General features: G+C 53.6%; 15 protein-coding genes. 9 read left to right on the top strand and 6 right to left on the bottom strand.

All coding sequences use genetic code 11. The features are described 5' to 3' along the window. Nucleotides 1–12: 12 nt before the first annotated feature. On the bottom strand, nt 13–3,105 hold the full coding sequence (locus ATY27_RS18505) for an efflux RND transporter permease subunit (protein WP_208932088.1): 3,093 nt from the start codon (nt 3,103–3,105) through the stop codon (nt 13–15). Continuing rightward, the gene (locus tag ATY27_RS18500; protein ID WP_208932087.1) at nt 3,102–4,289 is read right to left on the bottom strand and encodes an efflux RND transporter periplasmic adaptor subunit; all 1,188 of its coding nucleotides are present in this window, start codon (nt 4,287–4,289) and stop codon (nt 3,102–3,104) included. Before ATY27_RS18500 ends, ATY27_RS18505 begins: the two co-directional genes overlap by 4 nt. A 737-nt stretch (nt 4,290–5,026) precedes the next feature. Between ATY27_RS18500 and ATY27_RS18495 the strand changes: the two genes are divergently transcribed. Together ATY27_RS18495 and ATY27_RS18490 are read left to right on the top strand one after the other, a co-directional pair. Next, nucleotides 5,027–5,977 carry a glycoside hydrolase family 16 protein gene (locus ATY27_RS18495; protein WP_208932086.1) on the top strand — a complete coding sequence of 317 codons (951 nt, stop codon included), beginning with the start codon at nt 5,027–5,029 and terminating at the stop codon, nt 5,975–5,977. 24 nt (nt 5,978–6,001) lie between these two features. After that, entirely contained in the window at nt 6,002–7,003 is a 1,002-nt protein-coding gene (locus tag ATY27_RS18490; protein ID WP_244151364.1) for a Gfo/Idh/MocA family oxidoreductase, read from the top strand. Between the two features lie 70 nt (nt 7,004–7,073). On the opposite strand, the gene ATY27_RS18485 is transcribed toward ATY27_RS18490, so the two are convergent. Continuing rightward, nucleotides 7,074–9,680, bottom strand: coding sequence for a family 20 glycosylhydrolase (locus ATY27_RS18485; protein WP_208932085.1), 2,607 nt, complete (start codon nt 9,678–9,680; stop codon nt 7,074–7,076). 312 nt (nt 9,681–9,992) lie between these two features. Here ATY27_RS18485 and ATY27_RS18480 point away from each other — a divergent pair, with 312 nt between their 5' ends. The 5 genes from ATY27_RS18480 (at nt 9,993) to ATY27_RS18460 (ending at nt 15,746) form a co-directional block, all read left to right on the top strand. Further along, on the top strand, nt 9,993–10,919 hold the full coding sequence (locus ATY27_RS18480; protein WP_208932084.1) for a BadF/BadG/BcrA/BcrD ATPase family protein: 927 nt from the start codon (nt 9,993–9,995) through the stop codon (nt 10,917–10,919). 13 nt (nt 10,920–10,932) lie between these two features. Continuing rightward, on the top strand, nt 10,933–11,931 hold the full coding sequence (locus tag ATY27_RS18475; protein WP_208932083.1) for an SIS domain-containing protein: 999 nt from the start codon (nt 10,933–10,935) through the stop codon (nt 11,929–11,931). 110 nt (nt 11,932–12,041) lie between these two features. Beyond that, the gene (gene nagA / locus ATY27_RS18470; RefSeq protein ID WP_208932082.1) at nt 12,042–13,172 is read left to right on the top strand and encodes an N-acetylglucosamine-6-phosphate deacetylase; all 1,131 of its coding nucleotides are present in this window, start codon (nt 12,042–12,044) and stop codon (nt 13,170–13,172) included. Between the two features lie 89 nt (nt 13,173–13,261). Continuing rightward, complete coding sequence (locus ATY27_RS18465) at nt 13,262–14,584, top strand: sugar MFS transporter (RefSeq protein ID WP_208932081.1); 1,323 nt, start codon at nt 13,262–13,264, stop codon at nt 14,582–14,584. Nucleotides 14,585–14,660: 76 nt separating this feature from the next. Next, nucleotides 14,661–15,746: a heparan-alpha-glucosaminide N-acetyltransferase domain-containing protein gene (locus ATY27_RS18460; RefSeq protein WP_208932080.1), complete on the top strand. Its 1,086-nt coding sequence runs from the start codon at nt 14,661–14,663 to the stop codon at nt 15,744–15,746. On the opposite strand, the gene ATY27_RS18455 is transcribed toward ATY27_RS18460, so the two are convergent. From ATY27_RS18455 to coaD, 3 genes are read right to left on the bottom strand one after another with little or no spacing between them, the layout of a single operon-like run. After that, entirely contained in the window at nt 15,678–16,658 is a 981-nt protein-coding gene (locus ATY27_RS18455) for a hypothetical protein (RefSeq protein WP_208932079.1), read from the bottom strand. The two genes, ATY27_RS18460 and ATY27_RS18455, sit on opposite strands and share 69 nt — an antisense overlap. Nucleotides 16,659–16,703: 45 nt before the next feature. Further along, on the bottom strand, nt 16,704–18,119 hold the full coding sequence (locus tag ATY27_RS18450; protein WP_208932078.1) for a capsule assembly Wzi family protein: 1,416 nt from the start codon (nt 18,117–18,119) through the stop codon (nt 16,704–16,706). Then, on the bottom strand, nt 18,116–18,598 hold the full coding sequence (gene coaD / locus ATY27_RS18445) for a pantetheine-phosphate adenylyltransferase (protein ID WP_208932077.1): 483 nt from the start codon (nt 18,596–18,598) through the stop codon (nt 18,116–18,118). Before coaD ends, ATY27_RS18450 begins: the two co-directional genes overlap by 4 nt. Nucleotides 18,599–18,718: 120 nt before the next feature. Between coaD and ATY27_RS18440 the strand changes: the two genes are divergently transcribed. Both ATY27_RS18440 and ATY27_RS18435 read left to right on the top strand, forming a co-directional pair. Next, complete coding sequence (locus tag ATY27_RS18440) at nt 18,719–19,381, top strand: TetR/AcrR family transcriptional regulator (protein ID WP_208932076.1); 663 nt, start codon at nt 18,719–18,721, stop codon at nt 19,379–19,381. 223 nt (nt 19,382–19,604) lie between these two features. Continuing rightward, on the top strand, nt 19,605–21,677 hold the full coding sequence (locus ATY27_RS18435; RefSeq protein ID WP_208932075.1) for a M13-type metalloendopeptidase: 2,073 nt from the start codon (nt 19,605–19,607) through the stop codon (nt 21,675–21,677). The last annotated feature ends 148 nt before the right edge of the window (nt 21,678–21,825 follow it).

Below are 21,825 nucleotides of genomic sequence, written 5' to 3'. Positions count from 1 at the left end.
AGGATCTCCTTTTCATAGTTCAACAGGGACTGCAAGTTCCGGCGCAAAAACGCGGCGGATATCGGCCAGCGCCAACACCAGAGCCGGCAGCAGCAGCAACGTCACCAGCGTGGACAGCATCAGGCCAAAGCACACCGAAACCGCCATCGGAATGACAAACTGCGCCTGCTGGCTGGTTTCAAAAATAATTGGGAACAGGCCCAGAATGGTGGTCACCGAGGTCAGCAAACAGGAACGGAAGCGGTCGCGGCAGGCTTGAACCAACTGCTGTTGCAGCGGCGCGTCCGGCTGTTGGCGCAAATTATCCAGCAATAACAATCCGTCATTGACCACCACCCCGCACAGCGCCAGAACGCCAAGCAGTGATAACAGCGACAGGTCAAGCTGCAACACCGCATGGCCCAGCACGGCGCCAGTCATAGCAAATGGCAGCACGGCCAGCACCAGCAGCGGTCTGCTGTATGATTGCAGTGGAATAGCCAGTGCGGCGTAAATCAGGATTAACACCAGCGCCGCTGACCAGATCAACTGATGCAGCAATTCGGCGGTTTCGCGGCTGGCACCGCTGAGCTCGGTGCCAAGGCCGGGCAGATTGCGCTGTAATTCGGGCAGGATCACGGTCTGCAGGTGTTGCATCACCTGTTCCGGCGAGATCTGTTGCGGGTCGATATAAGCACTGATGGTGACTGCACGCTGGCCATTCAGCCGCTGGATCTGTGCGATGCCGTTACTCAGCTGCAGATCTGCGACCAGCTGAAACGGCACCTGCCGGCCATTGCTGAGCTTTATCTGTAAGGACGCCAGGTCGCTGACTTCCTTGCGGGCATACGCCGGATACCGCACCATGACACGGGTTTCTTCGGCATTTTTGATGAGCCGCTGTACTTCAATGCCATGCACGGCCGCGCGTACCTGGCGGGCAACTTCAGCCACGGTCAGGCCAAGACTTTGTGCCAGTGGTTTCAGTTGCAGTTCAATCTGCTCACTGCCACTTTGCATACTGTCATAGACATCCTGCACACCAGGTTGCAGCGCCAGCTGTTGGCGCAACTGTTCAGCGCCCTGTTGCAGTACTTTGCTGTCTGCGGCCGTCAGCGTCAGCGCCAGATTGGGTCCGGCGGTACTGCTGGCCGCGTCCATACTGACGGTCTTTAAGCCCGCGGGTCTGCCGGCCAGCGCCCGCCAGCGCTGAATCACCTCGGCGGTACTGATGCCGCGCACTTCGCTTTTACTCAGCTCAATAAACATGCCGGCGCCGGAGTCGCCCTGACGCCAGTACAGCTGATTCTGCACCACACTTTGACCAGTTTCAGTTTTAAGCTGCGCATCCAGCTGTTGTAACCGGGCCGAGAAATGTTGCACCAGCTGATGCACCTGCTGGTTCGGCAGACCGACTTCACCCTGAATATTGACCTGGATGAAATCACTGGGCACGGCTGGCCACAACAAGGTGCGGATATGACCAGCCTGCACCAGCGCAGCGCTGAGCAGCAATACCGCGCAGGCGCCGGTCAGCACGGTCCAGCGTTGTTGTAACAAGCGGCACAACAAAGGCAAATAATACTGTTCACGCAGCCGCTCAATGCCCCGGGCAACGGCACGCCTGAGCCGGCCAGGCTCTTTAGGCGGAGCAGTCCGGACCAGATGCGATGGCAGCAGGCATTTGCTGTCAAGGATCGACATCGACAACGCCACAATCACCACCATGCCGATGGTGTACCACATTTGTGCCAGTTCGCCGTGCAGGAACAGCAACGGTACAAATGCCAGCATGGTTGTCAGCACGCCAAATGTGGCCGGTACTGCCACTTTGCGGGTGCCACGCAGTACAGTATTGCGGTCCTGCTTACCACTGAGCCCGGCTTCGGCGCTGACGCTTTCACAAACTACAATGGCGTCGTCAACCAGAATGCCCAGCACCAGAATAAAACCAAACAGGCTATACATATTGATAGTCAGGCGGCCAAACCAGGGCAGTTGCATCAATGCCAGCGTTGCCCCGATACAGGTCAACAGGCTGACGACCACCCAAACCGCACTGCGCGGACTCAACACCAGACTGATAAAGACAAAAATCAGCAGGGCGCCGGACAGCAGATTGGCAACCAGCAGACCCAGCCGGCTGGACAGGTAATACGAATTATCCGACCAGACGTCCAGTTTGATTTCGGCCGGCAGTTGCCGGCGTTTTTGCTCCAGATACTGGCGGACCGTGGCGGCGATGGTGATGTCATTCTGGTCGTCAATCGACTCGACACTGATGGCTTCGCCGGCCTGGCCGTTGTAACCAAAAAATGCGCCTTTTTCTTCAAAGCCATTGCGGATCGTCGCGACATCACCAAGCCGTAATACAGTGCCGTCTGGCAGCTGACGTAACGCAATCGCAGCAAAATCATCCGGTGAATAGGCCTGCACCGCGGCGCGGATCTGTAAATCACCGGCGGAGCTTCTGAGCAAGCCGGCGCCAATATTGCCGGAGGCAGCTTCTACCTGCTCAGCGATGCCGGCCAGCGACAACTGATATTTCTGCAGCTGCAGCGGCTGCACTTCAATGACCACTTCATAACGGGCCAGCCAGGGAATATGGGCACGGCCAATGCCAGGCAGCGCGGCAATTTCATCGCGGATCTGCTTGGTGACTTCTTTCACCGTCGCCTGATCCATGTCGCCATAAATCTGCACAAACATCACCCGGCGCCAGTTGCGGACCACCTCGATCAGCGGCTTTTCCACATCCTGTGGGAAGGCCGACAGACTGCTGATCCGTAGTTGCACTTCATCCAGCAAAGCCTGCAACGCGGATGGATCTTTGGCCTCCAGCACCAGCGTGCCACTGCCATAACGTGCTTCGCTGCTGAAGCTGCGGATGCCGGGTAAAGGCCGGATCGCTTCCTCCATTTTGGCCAGAATGGCGTCTTCCACTTCTTGTGGTGACGCGCCTGGATAGTGGGTGCTGATACTAATCAGTTTGCTTGGCTGTACCGGCTCATATTGTTTGCCGATGCTGTAGGCCGACACCAGGCCGGCGCAGAGGATAAATAATGTGGCCAGGCCCGCAGCGATGGGGTTCGCCAGAAACCAGGCAATTACACCGCGGTTTTTCATTGCACAGCCCCTGCAAATGCGGTCTGACGATTGGGTTCAGCCAACAAAGGTGTGGCTTCGGTTGCGACCTGCATACCCGGAATAGGATTAGCCAGCGGTGTGGTGGCGATCCATTCGCCATCGTTGATGCCATGGCGGATATAAGCCAGTTCACCACTGCGATGCATGACGTCGACATCACGGATCTCCAGTCGCGAATCTTTAACGACGATCAGTTGCTTACCATTTAGCAGCAGTTTGTCCGGTACCGCTGTCACGGCAAATGCATGCTGACCTTCAACGCTGATTTCGACAAAACTGCCAAAGACGATCGAATTGACAGCGTTGTCATTTTTGCGCAAAAAATAAGGGTCTGGCAGTTCAATCACGCCGTAATGTAATTGTTCGTTGCTGGCAACGGCCGCTTCGGTGCGCACGAGGCGAGCAGGGCGGTAAAATGGCTGGCCGGCCTGCTCGCTGATCACCTGCACCGGTATTGCCTGTGTCAGCAGGCCATCCGGTTGCCCCAGCAATGTCAGCTGGTGGGGCGTCAGTGGGACGCGGATCCGTGCAGTGTCGGTTGCTGCCAGTGTGATAAAAGCATCGCCGGTTTGCACATAGTCGCCGGTCTCGGCGTGTTTGGCAGTGACGAGGCCGGCAAAAGGTGCGCGGATCTCGGCTTTATTCAGCTGCGTCTTCAGGAAATTATATTGCGCCTGTGCAGCGGCCAGACTGGCCTGAGCCTTTTTTAACTGCGGTTGCTTCAGTGCCAGTGCTGAGGTTTTTAACTGCAGGCCAGCTAATTGATGCCGCGCGACTTCGGCCTGCGCCTGACTTTCACTCAGTTCTGCTTCTGCCGCGGCAATTTCAGCGGCTGCCAGCGCCAGCCGTGCCTGGGTCTGTTCAATATCAAGTTGTGCTATCACCTGATGCTGTTGCACAAACTGGCCGACCTGCACGTCGGCCCGGACCAATTTCCCGGCGACTTCAGCAGCGATTTGTGCACTGACTTTTGCTTCCAGTATGCCTTGACTGCGAATGGTAAAACGCTGCGGGCTGGTCTTCACCTGACTGATCTGAATGTGCACAGCCGGTCGTGCAGCCACTGGTGCCGCAGGAACGGACGGGTGTTGCATGATGTACCAGCTCAGGGTCAGCGCAGTCACGGTCAGCAGCGGTATAGCCACTTTTTGTTTGAATGTCATATCCATCTTCAGCATTGATGTGAGTGGGAGCCGGCGCAGTAAAAACACTGCAGCCGCAGTGCTGACGTTTGATCAGCCGGCGGCAGGATAGGGCATCCACTGCGGCAGAAACTGACGAAAAAGTGATAAAAAAGGGATAATTAACCGTTAAAATGTTATCGGTAAGTTAATGCATGATTTGGTAAATTGATGACAGCGCACGATTAATTTTTGATTTTTTTTCAGATTTATTTTTTCATATATACGCAAGCAGTTGAAATATATGAATTAAAATAATTATTTGCGATTTGATAAAATATTGACAACGCTGTCATAAATTGGCTAGTATCTGTTCATCGATACGGATTAGTAGTTGGTTCTTATCGATTGTCTCCCTGTAGAAGTCTATTCGCAGGCGCTGTGTTCCGCTTTGCCCCGGAACACCTGTACCGGATCACCGTCTGGTACAGGACAGCTGCAACGGATGTTGTGTTTTATTTGCCAATCCTTATCCAAGGGTATTCAGGATGCAGTGCGTAAGCGATGCATCCTTTTTTTTTGGGACGTTTTTAACGACACCGCGTTCCGGTAATAGCACCGCATTGTGGCATGATAACGCAGACGACCAGATGCATCTAACCTGATGTTTTCACGACGGATATCACTTTGATATTAAAAATATGTAAAAACCATTATGACAGCGATGTCATTTGTGCGGCACCATCACTGCTGTTTATCATCTGAAGGAGTGTCATAAGATGCGGATCTCCCCGTTAATCAGCGTTAGTACTGTTATGTTATTCGGCTGCGTCGGCGAGCCATCGCTGTCGCAACAACCTCAGACCGGCTCTGCGCCATTATTGTTTGATGATTTTGCCTACCAATCTGCGGCTGAGTTTCAGGCGCACGGCTGGCTGGTACGCCATCAGGCCGGTCATCCCGGTTTGCCAGGGGCGCAATGGGATAGCAATGCAGTGGCATTTTTACCGGCGTCGGCAGAGGCTCCGGCCGGTGCTTTGCAACTGAGTGCCAGCACGGACGGGCAGGGGAGCAACACGCGACAAGTGCAGATTTGCCACCAGCGTAAATACAAAATGGGCACTTATGCCGCGCGGGTGTTGTTCCGGGATGCGCCGGCATTTGGTCCGGACGGCGATGTTGTGATCCAGACATTTTATGCCATCAGTCCGCTGCAGGCCGATTTGCATACCGATTACAGCGAGACCGATTTTGAGTATCTGCCAAATGGCGGTTGGGGGCAGGGCTCTGCAGCGGCACTTTGGGCCACCAGCTGGGAAACATTTCAGCTCCAGCCGTGGACGGCGCTGAACGAGCATAGTCGCCGGCCTGGTTCGATGGCCGGCTGGCACACGCTGGTCCTGCAGGTATCGTCACAGCAGCTACGTTATTATGTCGATGGCGAATTGTTCGCCGAGCACACTGCAGCTGTGGTACCGGAAGACTGGATGTCGATTAACTTTAACCTGTGGTTTATGGCCAGCGGGGCCGACGGCAGCGGCGGGCCAGTGGCGTCAGATTTACTGAGGCAATATCAGCAGGATATCGATTGGGTCATGTATATTGCCGACCAACAGCTGAGTCCGGCGCAGGTTGATGCGCAATTGCAACTGCTGCGACAAGGTGGCCAGACTTTTATCGATACCGTCGCAGCGAAAGTACCTGCCAGTGCCGGTGATTGTGGCCTGTAACCACAGGCTGAAGGAGAGGGGGGCATGAAGCATAATATTCAGCCGCTGCGTTGGGGCATTTTGGGTTGCGGCAATGTCACTGAAGTGAAGAGTGGCCCGGCTTATCGGCAAACGCCTGGTTTTGTCGTGCAGGCGGTGATGCGCCGTGATGCCGCCAAGGCGGCTGATTATGCGGCCCGTCATCAGGTGCCGGTCTGGTACAGCGATGCCGATGCTTTGATCAACGATCCACAAGTTGACGCCGTCTATATCGCCACGCCGCCCGACAGCCATTTGTCGTACGCGTTAAAAGTCGCAGCGGCCGGCAAAATCTGTTGTGTCGAAAAGCCGATGGCGCTGAATACTCAGCAATGTGCAGAAATGAATGCGGCATTTGCTGCCGCCGGAGTGCCGTTATTTGTCGCCTATTACCGGCGTAGTCTGCCGCGGTTTTTACAAATCAAACAATGGCTGGATACCGGGCGCATCGGCACTGTGCGCCATGTGCAGTGGAACTTCAGCCGCAGTGCCAATCCGCTCGATTTAACCGGCGCTGCCAACTGGCGCACTGATCCGGCGCAGGCTGGTGGCGGTTATTTTGTTGATCTCGCCAGTCATGGCCTCGACTTATTGATGTATTTACTTGGCGACATCACGCAAGTGCAGGGACAAGCGCTGAACCAACAAGGTTTGTATGCCGCCGAAGATGCGGTGACGGCGCAGTGGCGGTTTGCACCGGATGCCGTCGGGCATGTCGCGACTGGCAGCGGTTTCTGGCATTTTGGCACCGACGGCCGGCGCGATGCGGTCGAAATTATCGGCAGCAAGGGCCATATCCATTTTTCGGTGTTTCAGGACGAGCTGTTGCAACTGACGGAGAATGGAGTGACAGAGGAACTGTTTATCGAGAATCCGCCGCATATTCAGCAATACCATGTGGCGAATATCGCTGCGCAGATCCGGGGGGAGGCGCCACATCCGTCGTCAGGCGATAGCGCGATACGCACAACTGCGGTGATGGAACAGATCCTGGCGGGACGGGTGTAAGGGTTAAATTTTTTGATGCTGCAGACATAACAAAGCCGGTTTACACCGGCCTCGTTATGTTTCAGTGTGATCAGTGCTGCGGCGTATTATCCGGCAATTTGCTGATCCGGCTGCTGCGGCCATCGACACTGCGGCTGCGCAACCAGACTTCGGCATTGGCGCTCACTTGCACGCCTTCCTGATACCGTAGCCAGCTTTTGCCTTGATCCAGGCTGTATTCGATGCCGAGACCCGGCAATGACACATTGGCCTGCAGCGTGCCGTTTTTGATCTCCGCGCCGACGACCGGCAAATAATAATGCACGCCGGCCAGACTCATTTTCGGCAGCTCTTTTTCCGCCATGACACGGGCGAACAACTGCCAGGATTTATCACGCGCAGCAGTGTCGGCTTTATCGCCTTCCCAGGCCGCATGATGCCAGGCACGTTCAGCGATCGGCACCAGACGTGGAAATAACATCTGCTCCAATTGCTCAGCGGTCCGGATCGTTTCGGTCCAGACCTGGCCTTGTACGCCCAGAATATTTTCCGGTTTTTCCAGCGTCGGCAGCGCGCGGCCGACCAACTGTTCCAAATCGGTGATCACGGCGCCACTGCGGGTTTTATCGGCGTTGGCATAGACATGGTCTGGCATGTAACCAAAGATCCGTTTCGGGTCGGTATAACGTGCCGCCCAATAATAACCACGCTCTTCCGGATGGGCTTCGTTCGGGTGATCAAGATATAAGTGCGTGCCGTGTGACAACACCACCTGATAACCGGCATTGGCCAGCCGGTACGCCCGATCTGCCACGCCCCATTCCCAGATATTGTCCCAGACGTTGGCATACACCTGTTTGCTGGCAAACTGATCACGGTTAAACGGGTTGACCGGGTCATACATCAGGCCGTCTTCCCAGCCGCCGAGTGCCAGTTGGCGTTTGTGCAATAAGTCGGCGACTTTGCTGACAAAATAAGGTTTTAAATCGGCGACCCCGGCCACGCCCGGCAGTGCTTTGGCAAACAACGCCTGACATTGTGGTGATGCAGTCCAGCTACCGGCACCCACTTCATCACCGCCCATATGATAAGTGCTCAGCTTCAGACCAGCGGCGCGGTACATCTGCTGCAGCTCATAAATCACTTTGTCGATAAAGGCATAACTGGAGTCCATACAGACGTTGACCGAGTTATCGCTGTAGTTCTGAACCGTCATGTATTTTGAGGTATCGAGCGGATCGCTCAGCAGATATTGTTCTGCCTCAGTTTTTTTGCCTTGTTTCAGCAGCCGCTGATACCGCGCCTGCATCGATTTGATCGCTGCGCGGGCATGCCCCGGCATATCAATTTCCGGGATCACTTCAATGTGGCGGGCATTGGCGTATTTGAGGATCTCAATAAAATCGTCGCGACTATAAAAACCATTACCGGAGCCATCTTTGTGCGGGCCAGTGCCCAGCTGGGTCAGCAGGCACTGCTGCTCACTGAGATCAAAACACCGGGTTGCACCGATGTCGGTCAGTTCCGGCAGGCCCGGGATCTCCAGACGCCAGCCTTCATCTTCGGTTAAATGCAGATGCAGTTTATTCATTTTGTAACGTGCCATCTGCTCAATCAGCCGCAGCGTGACTGCTTTTCCATGGAAATTCCGGCCCATATCGTAATGCATGCCACGCCAGCGATAACGTGGGCTGTCGCTAACTTCCTGCTGCGCCAGACTGACGCTGTCAAATTGTGCTGGCGTCAGGCTTAACAGCGACTGCAGGCCATAAAACACCCCGGCATTATCTGCGCCGCTGATGCTGATTTGGCTGTCGGTGAGCGTTAAGCGGTAACTTTCCGCCGTTTTTAAGCTGGGGTCGACACGCAGCACAATCTGTTTTTCCGCCGTGTCGGCAATGCCCGCAGTTTTGCTCAGCGCCAGTCCTGCCTGACCAAAACGTTCCTGCAGATAAGCGGCTTCGGCCGTGAGCCTACCAGGAAAACGGATGCTCCATTGTTTATCCAGCAGCACTGTTCCGCCGGTCAGGCGTTGTTGTTTTGGCGTTGGAATGATTTGGTCCGCTACTTTCAGATCCGTATTCAGCGGCGCATTCACTGCTAAGTTGTCCTGATAACGGCTCTGACTGTCGGCCACTTTATATAAGTCAGGTTGTGGCTTTTGATAACGATACAGCTGTTCTTTATGCCGAAACGGTGCAACAAACTTCGTCAAATCTTCAGTGTCGGTGTTGCGGAAGATCTCCGGTTGTAACGACCCTGCGACGATAAAGGCTCGCGGCATAAAATCACTGTAACTGACCAGTGATGGCGCACCACTGACTTCAATAGCGATGACGGCGCCAGACGGCAGGCCTTTAAATGCTTTGGTTGGGGTCAGACGATGTAAGTCGCCCTGAATATGCTCCAGTTTCAGGCCGGATTGAACGTCAGCACTGAGCAGACGCACGGCATGGAAATAGATTTGCCAGTTGCCGGTCCCTGCAGCCAAAGCCTGAGCGGATTGATTGTGCAGACGATACTGGCCTTTAAAAGTACCGGGTTTGTCCTGAAAATTACTAATCACGGCCATCTCAAACTGAGCCTGACTGGCGAATGTCTTTAAGTCTGTCTGCTGAGTAAACTGGCGGGCAAACAGCGTGGGCGCAAACAGCAACGCAGCGGCGGCTGTGGCAAAAACAAGCTGAGATCTCTTCATCGTATTTCCTGTTGCAAAAAGCAGAGTGGACACACTGCTCGTCCGTTTTAAGCGGTTTTCCTCAGAGATTACGGCAAAGTGACTGAGTTAACTCGCTGATTTTTATTTTGTTTTTAATATGCGCACTGACAATACAGCTAAATTAAGTCTGATTTTTAATCAGGGGTCTTGTTATTTGTCAAAATTATTATATGCTGAACTGAAAAAATGACAACGCTGTCATAATTAAAAGTGCCGAATATTTCTACAGGGGCCATTACAGGCCTTCAAACACGGCAAAGACAGTCGCATTTCGTGCAACGAGGGTGCTAGATGAGTAGCGAAGCAGGGCAGCACAGCCCATTGTATCTGGGCATTGATGGTGGTGGCAGCAAATGCCGTGTGGTGATCGTCGATGCCGCAGATCAGCTGTTGGGAGAGGGGCTGGGTGGGCCGGCTAATCCATTGCGTGGCATGAAAGTCGCGACCGATTCTATTCTGACCGCAACACAACAAGCCTTGTTGGCCGCTGGCATGACCTTTAATGACATGTCGCGGTTGATCGCGGGTGCTGGTTTGGCCGGCGTTAATATGCCGCAATATTTTCAGCTATTCAGTGAATGGCAACATCCGTTTGCCGAATTCCATCTGACCTCCGATTTACATACGGCCTGCATTGGCGCGCACAAAGGCGACGATGGCGCGGTGATTATTATTGGCACCGGCTCTTGTGGCCTGGCTGATGTGAAAGGTCAGTGCCTGGATATCGGTGGCCATGGATTCCCTTATGGTGATAACGGCAGTGGCGCCTGGTTCGGCAATCAGCTGGTCCATCATGTGCTGCTGCACAAAGATCAGATTGGTGCGGCAACATTGCTGACGGAGCTGCTGACTGAAGCTCTTGGGGTTAGTGGAACACTGGAAATCGTCAGCCATTTTATGCATGCCACACCGACTGTATTTGCCCGTTATGCACCGTTGATTTTTACCGCTGCAGAGCAGGGGGATCAGGTCGCTGCAGAGATTATTCAGGCCGGTGCCCGGCATATTGAGAATATTGCCTTGCGGTTGTTCAGTCTGGATCCGCCGCGCCTCGCGCTGATTGGTGGCCTTGCTTATAAAGTGCAGCCGTATTTATCCGCACAGGTGCAAGCGTTAATTGTACCAGCACAGGCGGCGCCTGAATTTGGTGCTGTCTGGTTTGCCCGGCAACGTCGGGCCCGCAATGGCCAAGAATTTTTATCCGTCTCCAATCAATGAAGTGAGTATTCGCATGACCAGCACCATCATGGCGCAAGAAGCCGCAGAAGCCCCAATCCGTATCCGTGAGCAGCTCCAGACCAATGCTGCAACTATTGCCGCGGTGGTTGCGCAGATCCGTCAGCGTCAGCCGAAATATGTTTACATGGTCGGTCGTGGTTCATCAGATCATGCCGGTGTGTTCGGTAAATATCTGATTGAAAGTGTGATTGGTCTGCCCGTTGTGGCAGCTGCGCCATCGATTGCCAGTGTGTACAACAAACAGCTGCAACTGACTGATGCACTGGTGATTTGTATTTCGCAAAGTGGCCGTAGCCCGGACATTCTGGCGCAGGTCGCGATGGCGAAGAACACCGGCGCGCTGGTGGTTGCTCTGGTGAATGACACCACGTCGCCACTGGCAGAGCAGGCCGATTTTGTCGTGCCGTTGTTTGTCGGGCCGGAAAAAGCCGTTGCTGCAACTAAGAGTTATCTGGCCACTTTAAGCGCTTTATTGCAGCTGGTTGCGGTTTGGTCCGCTGACCGTGACCTGCAAACAGCGGTCGATCAGTTGCCTGAACTGTTATTACAGGCGCAGCAGTTGCCAGCACAACTGACTGCCGAGTCGGTGGCCGGCGTCCAGCACTGTGTGGTACTCGGTCGTGGTCCTGGTTATGCCATTTCGCGTGAGATCGCCCTGAAATTAAAAGAAGTCTGCGGTATTCACGCCGAAGCCTTCTCCAGCGCAGAGTTCCTGCATGGCCCGGTCACGCTGGTCAAAGATCAGTTTGCCATTATCGATGTGTCGATCCAGGACGAAGCGTTCCAGGCGCACAAAGCGCAGATCGCCGAAGTACAAAGCCGTGGCGCCAGCCTGGTGCATCTGCATCATGGTCAGCTTGCCAGCCATCCACGCGTCCTGCCGCTGTTGTTATTACAACGTTTTTATCTCGATGTCGAAGCGGTTGCGCGCAGCCGTGGTGTTAACCCGGATGCACCACCAGGCTTAAATAAAGTCACCAAAACAGTTTAACGAAATCAAACGAAACCGTTTTTTAGATCCGAATGGTTTCGTTTTTCTTGTGTCTGACGTAGTATGACTGCTGGCAAGCTGGACAGGTCAGGATTAGAGGAGCGGAATTGATGCAGCAATCCACGCAACAGCAGTGGTCAGTCGCGCGGTTATTTGATGGCGAACAGTGGCATTCCAACGTTAGGGTGACGGCCGAACAAGGCGTCATCACCCGGATCGCAGCCTGTGCCCCAGCTGAATGTACTGACCTGACGCTGGTCCCCGGTTTTATTGATGTGCAGGTTAATGGTGGCGGCGGTGCTTTATTTAACACAGCGCCCACTATCGACAGTCTGCGCACCATGCTCAAAGCCCATGCCGGTTTTGGTACCACCGCGATGCTGCCAACGGTGATCACCGACTCTGTTGCCACAATGCAACAATGCGCCGATGCCATTGCCGCAGCAGTTGCCGCCGGTGAACCCGGTATTCTCGGTGTGCATTTTGAAGGCCCGCATTTATCAGTTCCTAAACGCGGCGTGCATCCGACCGAACATATCCGCGGTCTCACGGCAGATGAGCTGGCGTTGTATGGCCGCACTGACCTTGGTATTAAGCTGGTCACCGTCGCGCCGGAAAACGTCACACCGGAGCAAATCCGTCAGCTAGTCGAACTGAACGTCATTGTTTGCCTCGGCCATTCCAACGCCGATGGCGCAACGGTTGAAGCGGCGCTGGCCGCCGGAGCGACCGGTTTTACCCATTTATACAACGCTATGTCGCCGCTGACCTCGCGCGAACCCGGCATGGTGGGCGTCGCGCTCGCTGATCGTAACAGCTGGTGCGGCATCATTTTTGACGGCCATCATGTGCATCCGGTGGCGGCAAAACTGGCGCTGGCGGCTAAACCCCGCGGCAAAATGTTGATTGTCACCGATGCGATGTCACCGGTGGGCACCGCTGACACCGAATTCCCGTTTTTTGCCGGTAAAGTTACCCGCGTCGGCAACAAACTGACCAATGATGCCGGCTCGCTGGCCGGTTCCGTACTGGATATGGCTGGCGCCGTGCAGTATGCCGTGACAGAACTCGGTATTGAGCAAGGCGAAGCGCTGCGGATGGCTGCGTTATATCCGGCAGAGTTTTTGGGCATTGCCAGTCGTCATGGCCGGATCCTGTCGGGTTATCGGGCCGATCTGGTACTGCTCGACGCCCAAGGCGTGGTACAACAGTGCTATATCGCTGGTAAGGCGTTTAAATAGTTTTAACTGACAACAAGTAGAAACATCACAGGGCAATCAGTCTGGCGCCTGCGCCAACTCTCATAATAACAACCGATAAAGAGGTGAATATGGATACGGTATTGGAACGACCGCAGCAAAAAAATACGGTGTTACCGATGGTGATCATCGGGACTTTGTTTTTTGTGTTTGGTTTCGTCACCTGGCTAAACGGATCTTTGATCCCGTTCCTGAAGCTGGTGTGTCATCTGACCGAATCGCAGGCGATGTGGGTGACTTTTGCATTTTACATCGCCTATGTGGTGATGGCGTTACCGATGTCGTGGGTACTGAACAAAGTTGGCTATAAAAACGGCATGGTGGCCGGTCTTGGTATTATGGCCGCCGGTGCGCTGTTGTTTATTCCGGCAGCACAAACCACTTTGTATAGCTTGTTTCTGGTCGCCTTATTCACGCTTGGTACCGGTTTAACCATTCTGCAAACTGCATCGAATCCGTACATCGTATGTATTGGCCCACGCGAAACAGCTGCGATGCGCATCAGTATCATGGGCTTGGTGAATAAAGGCGCTGGCGTGTTAGTGCCGCTGATTTTCACCGCCTGGATCCTGACCGGTATGGACCAGTTCACGCCAGAAGTACTGGCAGCGCTGAGCGAAGAAGAGAAAGCCAGCCGCATTGCGGAGTTATCCAACCGTCTGGTCACCCCATACATTTATATGACCGTTGCGCTGCTGGCGTTGATGGCCTTTGTGAAGTTCTCACCATTACCTGAACCTGAGCTGGAGCAACCCGTTGAGCAAGGTGTGGCGCCGGAGCATCGCACCTCTGTGCTGCAGTTCCCGCAACTGATGCTGGGTGTGGCGGCGTTGTTTTTTTATGTCGGTGTCGAAGTGATCGCCGGCGATACCATTGGTCTGTACGGTCAGCACCTGAATGTGTCGCATTGGGGCGCACTGACATCTTATACGATGGTATTCATGGTGTTAGGTTATCTGGTTGGTGTCAGCTGCATTCCGAAATATCTGTCGCAACCGCGCGCGCTGCAAGGCTCGGCGCTGTTTGGCATCCTGTTTACGCTGGGCGTGATGTTTGGTTCGGCTGAAAGCCACCAGTTGTCGGCGGTCTTATTTGGCTGGGCTGGTATTCCAACTGTGCCTGATACTGTCCTGTTCCTGGCGATGCTCGGTTTTGCCAATGCGCTGGTGTGGCCAGCAGTATGGCCACTGGCGTTGGAAGGTCTGGGTAAATTCACCGCAACCGCATCTGCGTTACTGATCATGGGGATTGCTGGTGGTGCTGTATTGCCAAAAATCTATGGCTATCTGTCTACAGCGTCCGGTGATGCTCAGGGCGCTTACTGGATGATGATCCCCTGTTACGCCTTTATCCTGTACTACGCCTTTAGCGGCTACAAAAAACGACAGTGGTAACCACTGCTGGTAGATAGGAGTCTCAGGGCTGACAACGTCAGCCCTGTTGTGTTTTAGCAACCGGAGAACAATAAAAATGCAAAATACCGGACGGTTTTACGCGCTGGATGTGCTGCGCGGACTCGCGATTGCGCTGATGATTCTGGTCAATACACCAGGCAGCTGGTCGCATGTGTATAGCCCACTGCTGCATGCCAGTTGGGATGGTTTCACCTTTGCCGATATCGTGTTTCCGGGCTTTTTGTTTGTCGTCGGCGCGGCGATGGCGTTTTCACTGAAAGATGCGCGACTTGATGGCTCCATGCTACAGAAAATTTTTAAACGTGGCCTGCTGATGTTTGGCTGTGGTTTGTTGCTGAATTTTTTAAGTCATCCGGAGCTGTCGACACTGCGCATTCCCGGCGTGTTGCAACGTATCGCCATCTGTTATGTCATTGCCGCCGTGCTGATCCTGAGCTTGCCCAAACGCGGGCTTTGGGCGGCGATTCTGCTGTTGCTTGGCGGTTATTTTGCATTGTTACAGCTATCGCCAGCGCCATTTTCGCTGGAACAGAATATCGTCCGCACACTGGATCTGGCTGTGTTTGGCGCGGCCCATGTCTATCAGGGTTTTGGCATACCGTTTGACCCCGAAGGTTTATTAAGTACCTTGCCGGCCACTGTTAACGTGCTGCTGGGTTATCTGGTTGCGACTGGCCTCAAAGGCAAAGCACCGCAGCAAGCAGTACGTGACCTTGTTGCCTTTGGTGCGGCGTTGATTATTCTGGCGCTGGCAGGGCATTGGTTCTGGCCGGTGAATAAAGCGTTGTGGTCCGGTACTTATGTGGCGCTGAGTTGTGGTTTGTTATTGTGGTTGCTGGCGGTGCTGGTGTATCTGGTGGACATCCGTAAAGCGACCCGGCTGACTGAACCGCTGCGGATTTATGGCACCAACCCGTTGTTTATTTATATGCTGAGCTGGATGTTTGCCGTGGCGACCGGGCGTTGGCTCAGTTGGTCGGCAGGTGAGGGGACTCAGTCAGTCGCCGGGTTGTTGTATGACGGTTTATCAGTGCTCATGCCACTGCAACTGGCATCGCTGGTGTTTGCGCTGTTACATGTGGTGCTGTTCTGGGCTTTGTCCCTCTGGTTGTACCGCCGGCAGATTTTTATCAAACTCTGAACCAGTGAAATCGGCCGGCACAAACCAATAGCGGCGGTCGGTATAATCTGTATCCGGGCTCAGGCCCGGATTGGCTAGTTCCAGCCAATGCGCCATGGTGAACTGACTCAGTGGAAATACATGCGCTGTCAGTGGGTGTTGTTGCATATGTTTCAGTAATTCGCCATCGTTGATCATCAGTTGCAACCCCTGTTCTACCCACTTCGCCAATGCTTCATTTTGTTTGCCGGTAAAAAAATAGATGGCAAAAGGGTAGTGCAGCATCATATCTGGATAACGCATCAAGCCGGGATACAAAGCTGCGCGTTCACGCAGTTCGGTCTGGCCTTCATGTAAGCCGCGAGGAAAATAATCACATCGGCCGGCATTGACCTGTTTAAACAGGTTTTCATAGACTGGTGAGGTCAGCACTTTTAAACCCGCTTGTTGCAGGATCTTCGTATCAGGCCAGCTCAGACCCTGGTAGGCAGTCAGTTTATGAAGTTGTTGCAGATTGCTGATCTGGCTGAATTTTTCCAGTTGATTACGTTGAATAGTCAGCATCCGGAAGCCCATCAGGCCGCGCTCCAGCGGGATACGGATGGCTCGGAGTTGTTGTTCTTTGTCGCGGTCAGTCCCCATCCAAAATAAGTCGATGATCTGACCTTTTTGCAATTCGCGTACAGCGCGGCCCTGTTCCATTTCAGCTACTGGCAGGATATCGGGCAGGGGCCGCCCGGCAGCGGCTTTGTGCAAAGCTTTGTGCAGCAGTTCCATATAATACTGATGGGATACATCGTGGACAGAGCGCGGTTTCGGTACCCGGATCTGGCTGGCCCCGGTATTTTCAACAGCAATCACAGCTGTGGCCGAAAATGCCAGCAGCAATAGGCAGCCAGTTAAGCTGTTCCCGAACGCTAACCATCTTTTCACGCAGATCCACGCTCCGTCCTCTCACGCCGCGCGGTGAGAAATCGCTTAGAACCGGTATTCCCAGCTGCCAGCCGCACTGACCTGATGGTCCAGCTCTGGCCGCAATGGTGACTGCTGCAAGTAACGAAGTTGCAGACTGAGTAAGCCGTCAAACAAGCCGCGCCGATGTTCCAGCTTCAGCTGCCAGCTGGTATCTGACAAGGCCGCCTGATGATAGCGTGCCAGCGTCAATTGTGCTGACCAACTGATGCCGCCTAAGGTCTGATAATGATAGGCGCTGCTCAACACCTCTGCATCAGCGCCATAACCGCTGCCGATAATGCGGCCGTAGCGGCGATACCCGTCCGGATAAAGTCCGCCCTGATACGCACAATCACCGGGTTCCAGCTGGTCGGCGCATTTCAGGTATGTATCTGAATATTCAAAGTTAAGCGTGTGAATGCCGTCGGTTTCACCAAAATAACTGCGCACCCCCCACAGTTGTAATAACTGATCCGGTGTACCACTTTGATTGTCATCGTCGGCCAGTTCGGTATAAAGCGTCAGCGGAAAACCAGCCAGTTGCAGGTGCCAGGCGGCATCAAGCGCAGCACGCTGGTCGGCCGGGATTTCATCACGTTTGTCATAGCTCACCAGATCCCACAAAGTACTGAAGCCATTACTGCGGCCCTGGCCACCCCATTGGATCACACGGCTGGCCCCCAATTCAATGGCAGGAACTGGCCTTAACGTCAGGCGCCCCCCCCAATAACGGGTTTGTGGTACCACACTGTTGTGCTGACCGTAGCCAAGGAAAGTCGTGGCCGACCAGGGACCCAGCCAGCGCAACCAACTGCGTTCATCTGGTTGCCAGCCATGACGCGTCAGCCGCACACTGGGCATCGGCCGCGCATTATTACTGAGTAATAAACTGCTTTGTTGACCCGGTCCCCACCAGACAGGCGTCTGGTCGACCTGCAATACCCAGTTGCCGCGGATCAACGCCAGATAGCTGCCATCCAGCGTGCTGGCTTGTTCGGTGCTGTCATCGGCCAGTGCACGGCGATTGACTTGCAAGCGGCCGGCGACTGAATCACTTTGTACTTCCTGAAACAGACTCAGCGCCGCATCTTCAAAATAGCTTTCGCCAAAATGTTGATGGTTCGATGTCGCGCTGTTCGCTTTGATTTTTACCCCGGACTGACGCTCACCGCGGTTGGCATGTAACGCACTGCGTAAATGCGCCACAGCGAATTGCAGCTCCGGGCTTAAGGCCGCGCTGTCGATCCGATTTAAATCGATGGCAATATTCTTCCACATGATCGGATAAGTGTTGACTGGCCCGGTTAACAATCCGGCTTGCGCCAGACTTTGTAACGACTGACGCAGATAATTGTCCTGGGTGTCCAGCCATGGGGTCGCTATTGCAGGCGCGGTACAAAGCGCCAGAGTGAATGACAGCGTTAACAGCTTTAATTTCATCGGCCTAACTTCCGGTTCAGCGCATCCAGCACTTGCGGTGCGACAAAAGGGGAAACATCTCCACCATGCCGCGCCACTTCTTTGACCAGCGTAGAGGAGATAAACATGTTTTTTTCTGACGGGGTCATAAACAGACTGTCGAGGTCAGGATTGAGCTGCCGGTTCATGCTGGCGAGCTGGAATTCATACTCAAAATCAGCGACAGCCCGCACCCCACGGATTAACACCTGTGCCTGATGGATGCGGCCAAATTCAGCCAGCAAGCCGGCGAATCCGACAACCTGCACGTTCGGCAGATCGGCGAACACCTGCTGTGCCAGCGCAACCCGTTCTTCCAGACTGAACATCGGCTGTTTACTCGGATTGGCGGCTACGGCCAGGATCACTTCATCAAATAGGCGGGCCGCGCGGATGACTAAATCGGTATGGCCATTGGTCAGCGGGTCAAAAGTCCCGGGATAAATTGCTTTGGTTTTCATCGTGGGCGCCTGTGGTCGCAGCGGTACCGGCGCAGGCTGGCGCAGGCAGGGCTGGTATTTTTTTTCGATTTGACGTTACTATAACAAAATAATCCCTTTCACTATAAGCCCGTGCCGGTCATGGACAAGAAGTTGCGCACTAAAGATAAAATATTACAAGCCAGCATCGAGTTGTTTAACCAGCAAGGCGAGCGTCAAATCACCACCAACCATATTGCTGCCCATCTCGGTATCAGTCCGGGTAATCTGTATTACCATTTCAGGAACAAAGAAGACATTGTCCGGCAGATTTTTAAAGAATATGCCAAATTGCTGGACAGCCGTCTGCAGCCGCCAAGCCGGCATTCCGAGGCGCTGGATGCATTAGCGCAATATTTGGATACCGTATTTGAACTGATGTGGCGCTTTCACTTTTTTTACGCCAACCTGCCGGATATCCTCAGCCGCGACCCATTGCTGCAGCAGGATTATCTGCTGGTGCAAAAAGGTGTACAAAGCAAAGTAGTCTCAGTGTTACAGGCATTAAAAGCGGCCGATGTCATTGAAATAGATGACGCTGATATCGCCAACTTCGCTCACACCATCAAACTGGTAGTGACTTTCTGGATCAGTTACCTGAAAACGCAGGCGCCGCAGGCGGCGATCGATCAGGCGCAGGCGTATCAGGGCGTATTAAAAGTGCTGTTGTTATTTAAACCTTATTCGTCGCATCAGGCATTGCCTCGCATTGAGAATCTGCAGCGGCATTACCAGCATCTGGCCGGCCAGCCGTTGCTGAATTAACCGCCGGTTAGTGGCCATTTTGCGCTGTTGCTGTAAAGAAGTTTTACACCTGATGCGGTGTTTTGTTGCATTTCGTTACAACTTGCCCGTTGCTATCGTTGTCGGCTGACGTGCGCCGCGTTACCATGCAAGCAGAGTTCAGGCGCATCTGCAGCAGGCTGCATCCCGATCCGCATCCGCCTAAGACTCAGGGTCTTATAAAAATCAACCAGGAATTATCCCGATGAAAAATATCTCTGTACTGGCGCTCAGTGTTGCACTGGCGCTTGGTCTGACCGGCTGCGAAAAAGCCGCACAGGCTCCGGCTGAAGCTCCGGCAGTCGCCGCCGTTCCGGCCAAAACACTGGTATCCGGTGTTGAGCAGGAAAACTTTGACCCGGCGGTCAAACATACTGAAAACTTCTTCTACAGCGTAAACGGTACCTGGTTACAAAAAACCGAGATCCCGGCCGACAAATCCAACTACGGTTCTTTCACCAAGCTGTACGACGATTCACAAGTGGCAATGCGCACTATTATCGAATCTGCTGCCGCGAAAAAAGATAAAGTAGCGGGTACTGACGAACAGAAGCTGGGTGATTTCTACACCAGCTATATGGACGAAGCCGGCATCGAAGCCAAAGGCGTCGCGCCAATCAAAGCCGATTTAGACAAAATCGCTGCGATCAAAGACCACACTGAGCTGGCCCGCGTGATGGGTGAATTCCAGCTGGCTGGCACCAGTCTGCCATTTGGCTGGTACGTCAATAACGACGCCAAAGCCTCAACGCAAAACGCGTTGTATCTGGGCCAAAGCGGTCTGGGTTTACCGGATAAAGATTATTACTTCAACAAAGACGCGAAGTTCGACACAATCCGCACCGAATATCAGAAATATCTGGTCGACATGCTGACCTTAGCCGGCGTAGCAGATCCTGCGAAAGCGGCGGAGCGCATCTATGCGCTGGAACTGAAAATTGCAGAGAAACACTGGAGCCGCGTAGAAAACCGCGACGCCGATAAGACTTACAATAAGTTCAGCAAAGCAGATTTAACCGCCAAACTGGGTGCTTTCCCTTGGGAAGAGTATGCCAAAGTCGTCAAGCTGGATGGCGTGTCAGACATCATCGTTGAACAGCCAAGCTACTTCGAAGCTTTTGCCGGGATCTATAAAGACACCGATCTGCAAACCTGGAAAGACTACCTGAGCATCCGCTTTGTGTCTGAATATTCAGCCAAATTGAGCAAAGCTTTTGTTGATCGTCAGTTCGCCTTCTACGGTACCGTACTGTCAGGTACCAAAGAGCAGCAACCACGCTGGAAAAAAGCCGTGAATGCTTCTGATGAAGTGCTCGGCGAAATCGTTGGCAAACTATACGTCGAACAACACTTCAAACCAGAAGCCAAAGAGCGGATGAAAGTGCTGGTCGACAATCTGATCAAAGCTTATCACCAGAGCATCGATACGCTGGAATGGATGACGCCGGAAACGAAAAAAGCCGCGCATGAGAAGCTGAACAAGTTCACACCAAAAATCGGTTACCCGGATAAATGGAAAGACTACAGCAACCTGAGCATCAAAGCCGACGATCTGGTCAGCAACTATAAAGCGGCTGCACAGTTCGCCTACAGCCAGATGACGGCCAAGCTTGGCAAACCAGTTGACCGTTCAGAATGGTTTATGACCCCACAAACCGTCAACGCCTACTACAACCCGGTGAACAACGAAATCGTGTTCCCGGCCGCGATCCTGCAACCGCCATTCTTTAATCTGGATGCCGATGATGCAGTGAACTACGGTGGTATCGGTGCGGTGATCGGCCATGAACTGGGCCACGGTTTTGACGACCAGGGCGCCAAGTTTGACGGCGACGGTAACCTGCGCAACTGGTGGACCGATGCGGATAAAGCTGAATTCGAAAAACGCGGCAAGCAGCTGGTGGCACAATACAACCAGTACTCACCACTGGAAGGCATGCATGTCAATGGCGAGCTGACGCTGGGTGAAAACATCGGTGACCTGGGCGGTCTGACTGTTGCGCTGAAGGCTTACAAGCTGTCTTTGGCAGGTAAAGAAGCGCCAGTCATGGATGGCTTCACCGGTGAACAGCGTTTCTTCCTGAGCTGGTCACAAGTGTGGCGTCGTAAAGGTCGCGAAGAGTATCTGCGTAACATGCTGACCACAGATCCACATTCACCAAGCGAATACCGTGTTATTGGTATCGTGTCGAACATTCCTGAGTTCTACGACGCATTTAACGTCAAACCAGGCGACAAGATGTACATCGCACCGGAAAACCGCGTCAAAATCTGGTAATTAATCTGCCAGCTTGCAATCAAATCAAAGGCCGCTCCCCGCGGCCTTTTTGCTACTTGGCGTACCGGTGCAAACTGCGGTATCGGCGTTTAGCTGAATTCCTGCCCAACAATTTCCCATATCATTGTTTTAAACGCTAACCATTCAT

This window comes from Rheinheimera sp. F8 (genome assembly GCF_001518915.1).
This window is presented reverse-complemented; position numbering and strand designations above follow the sequence as displayed.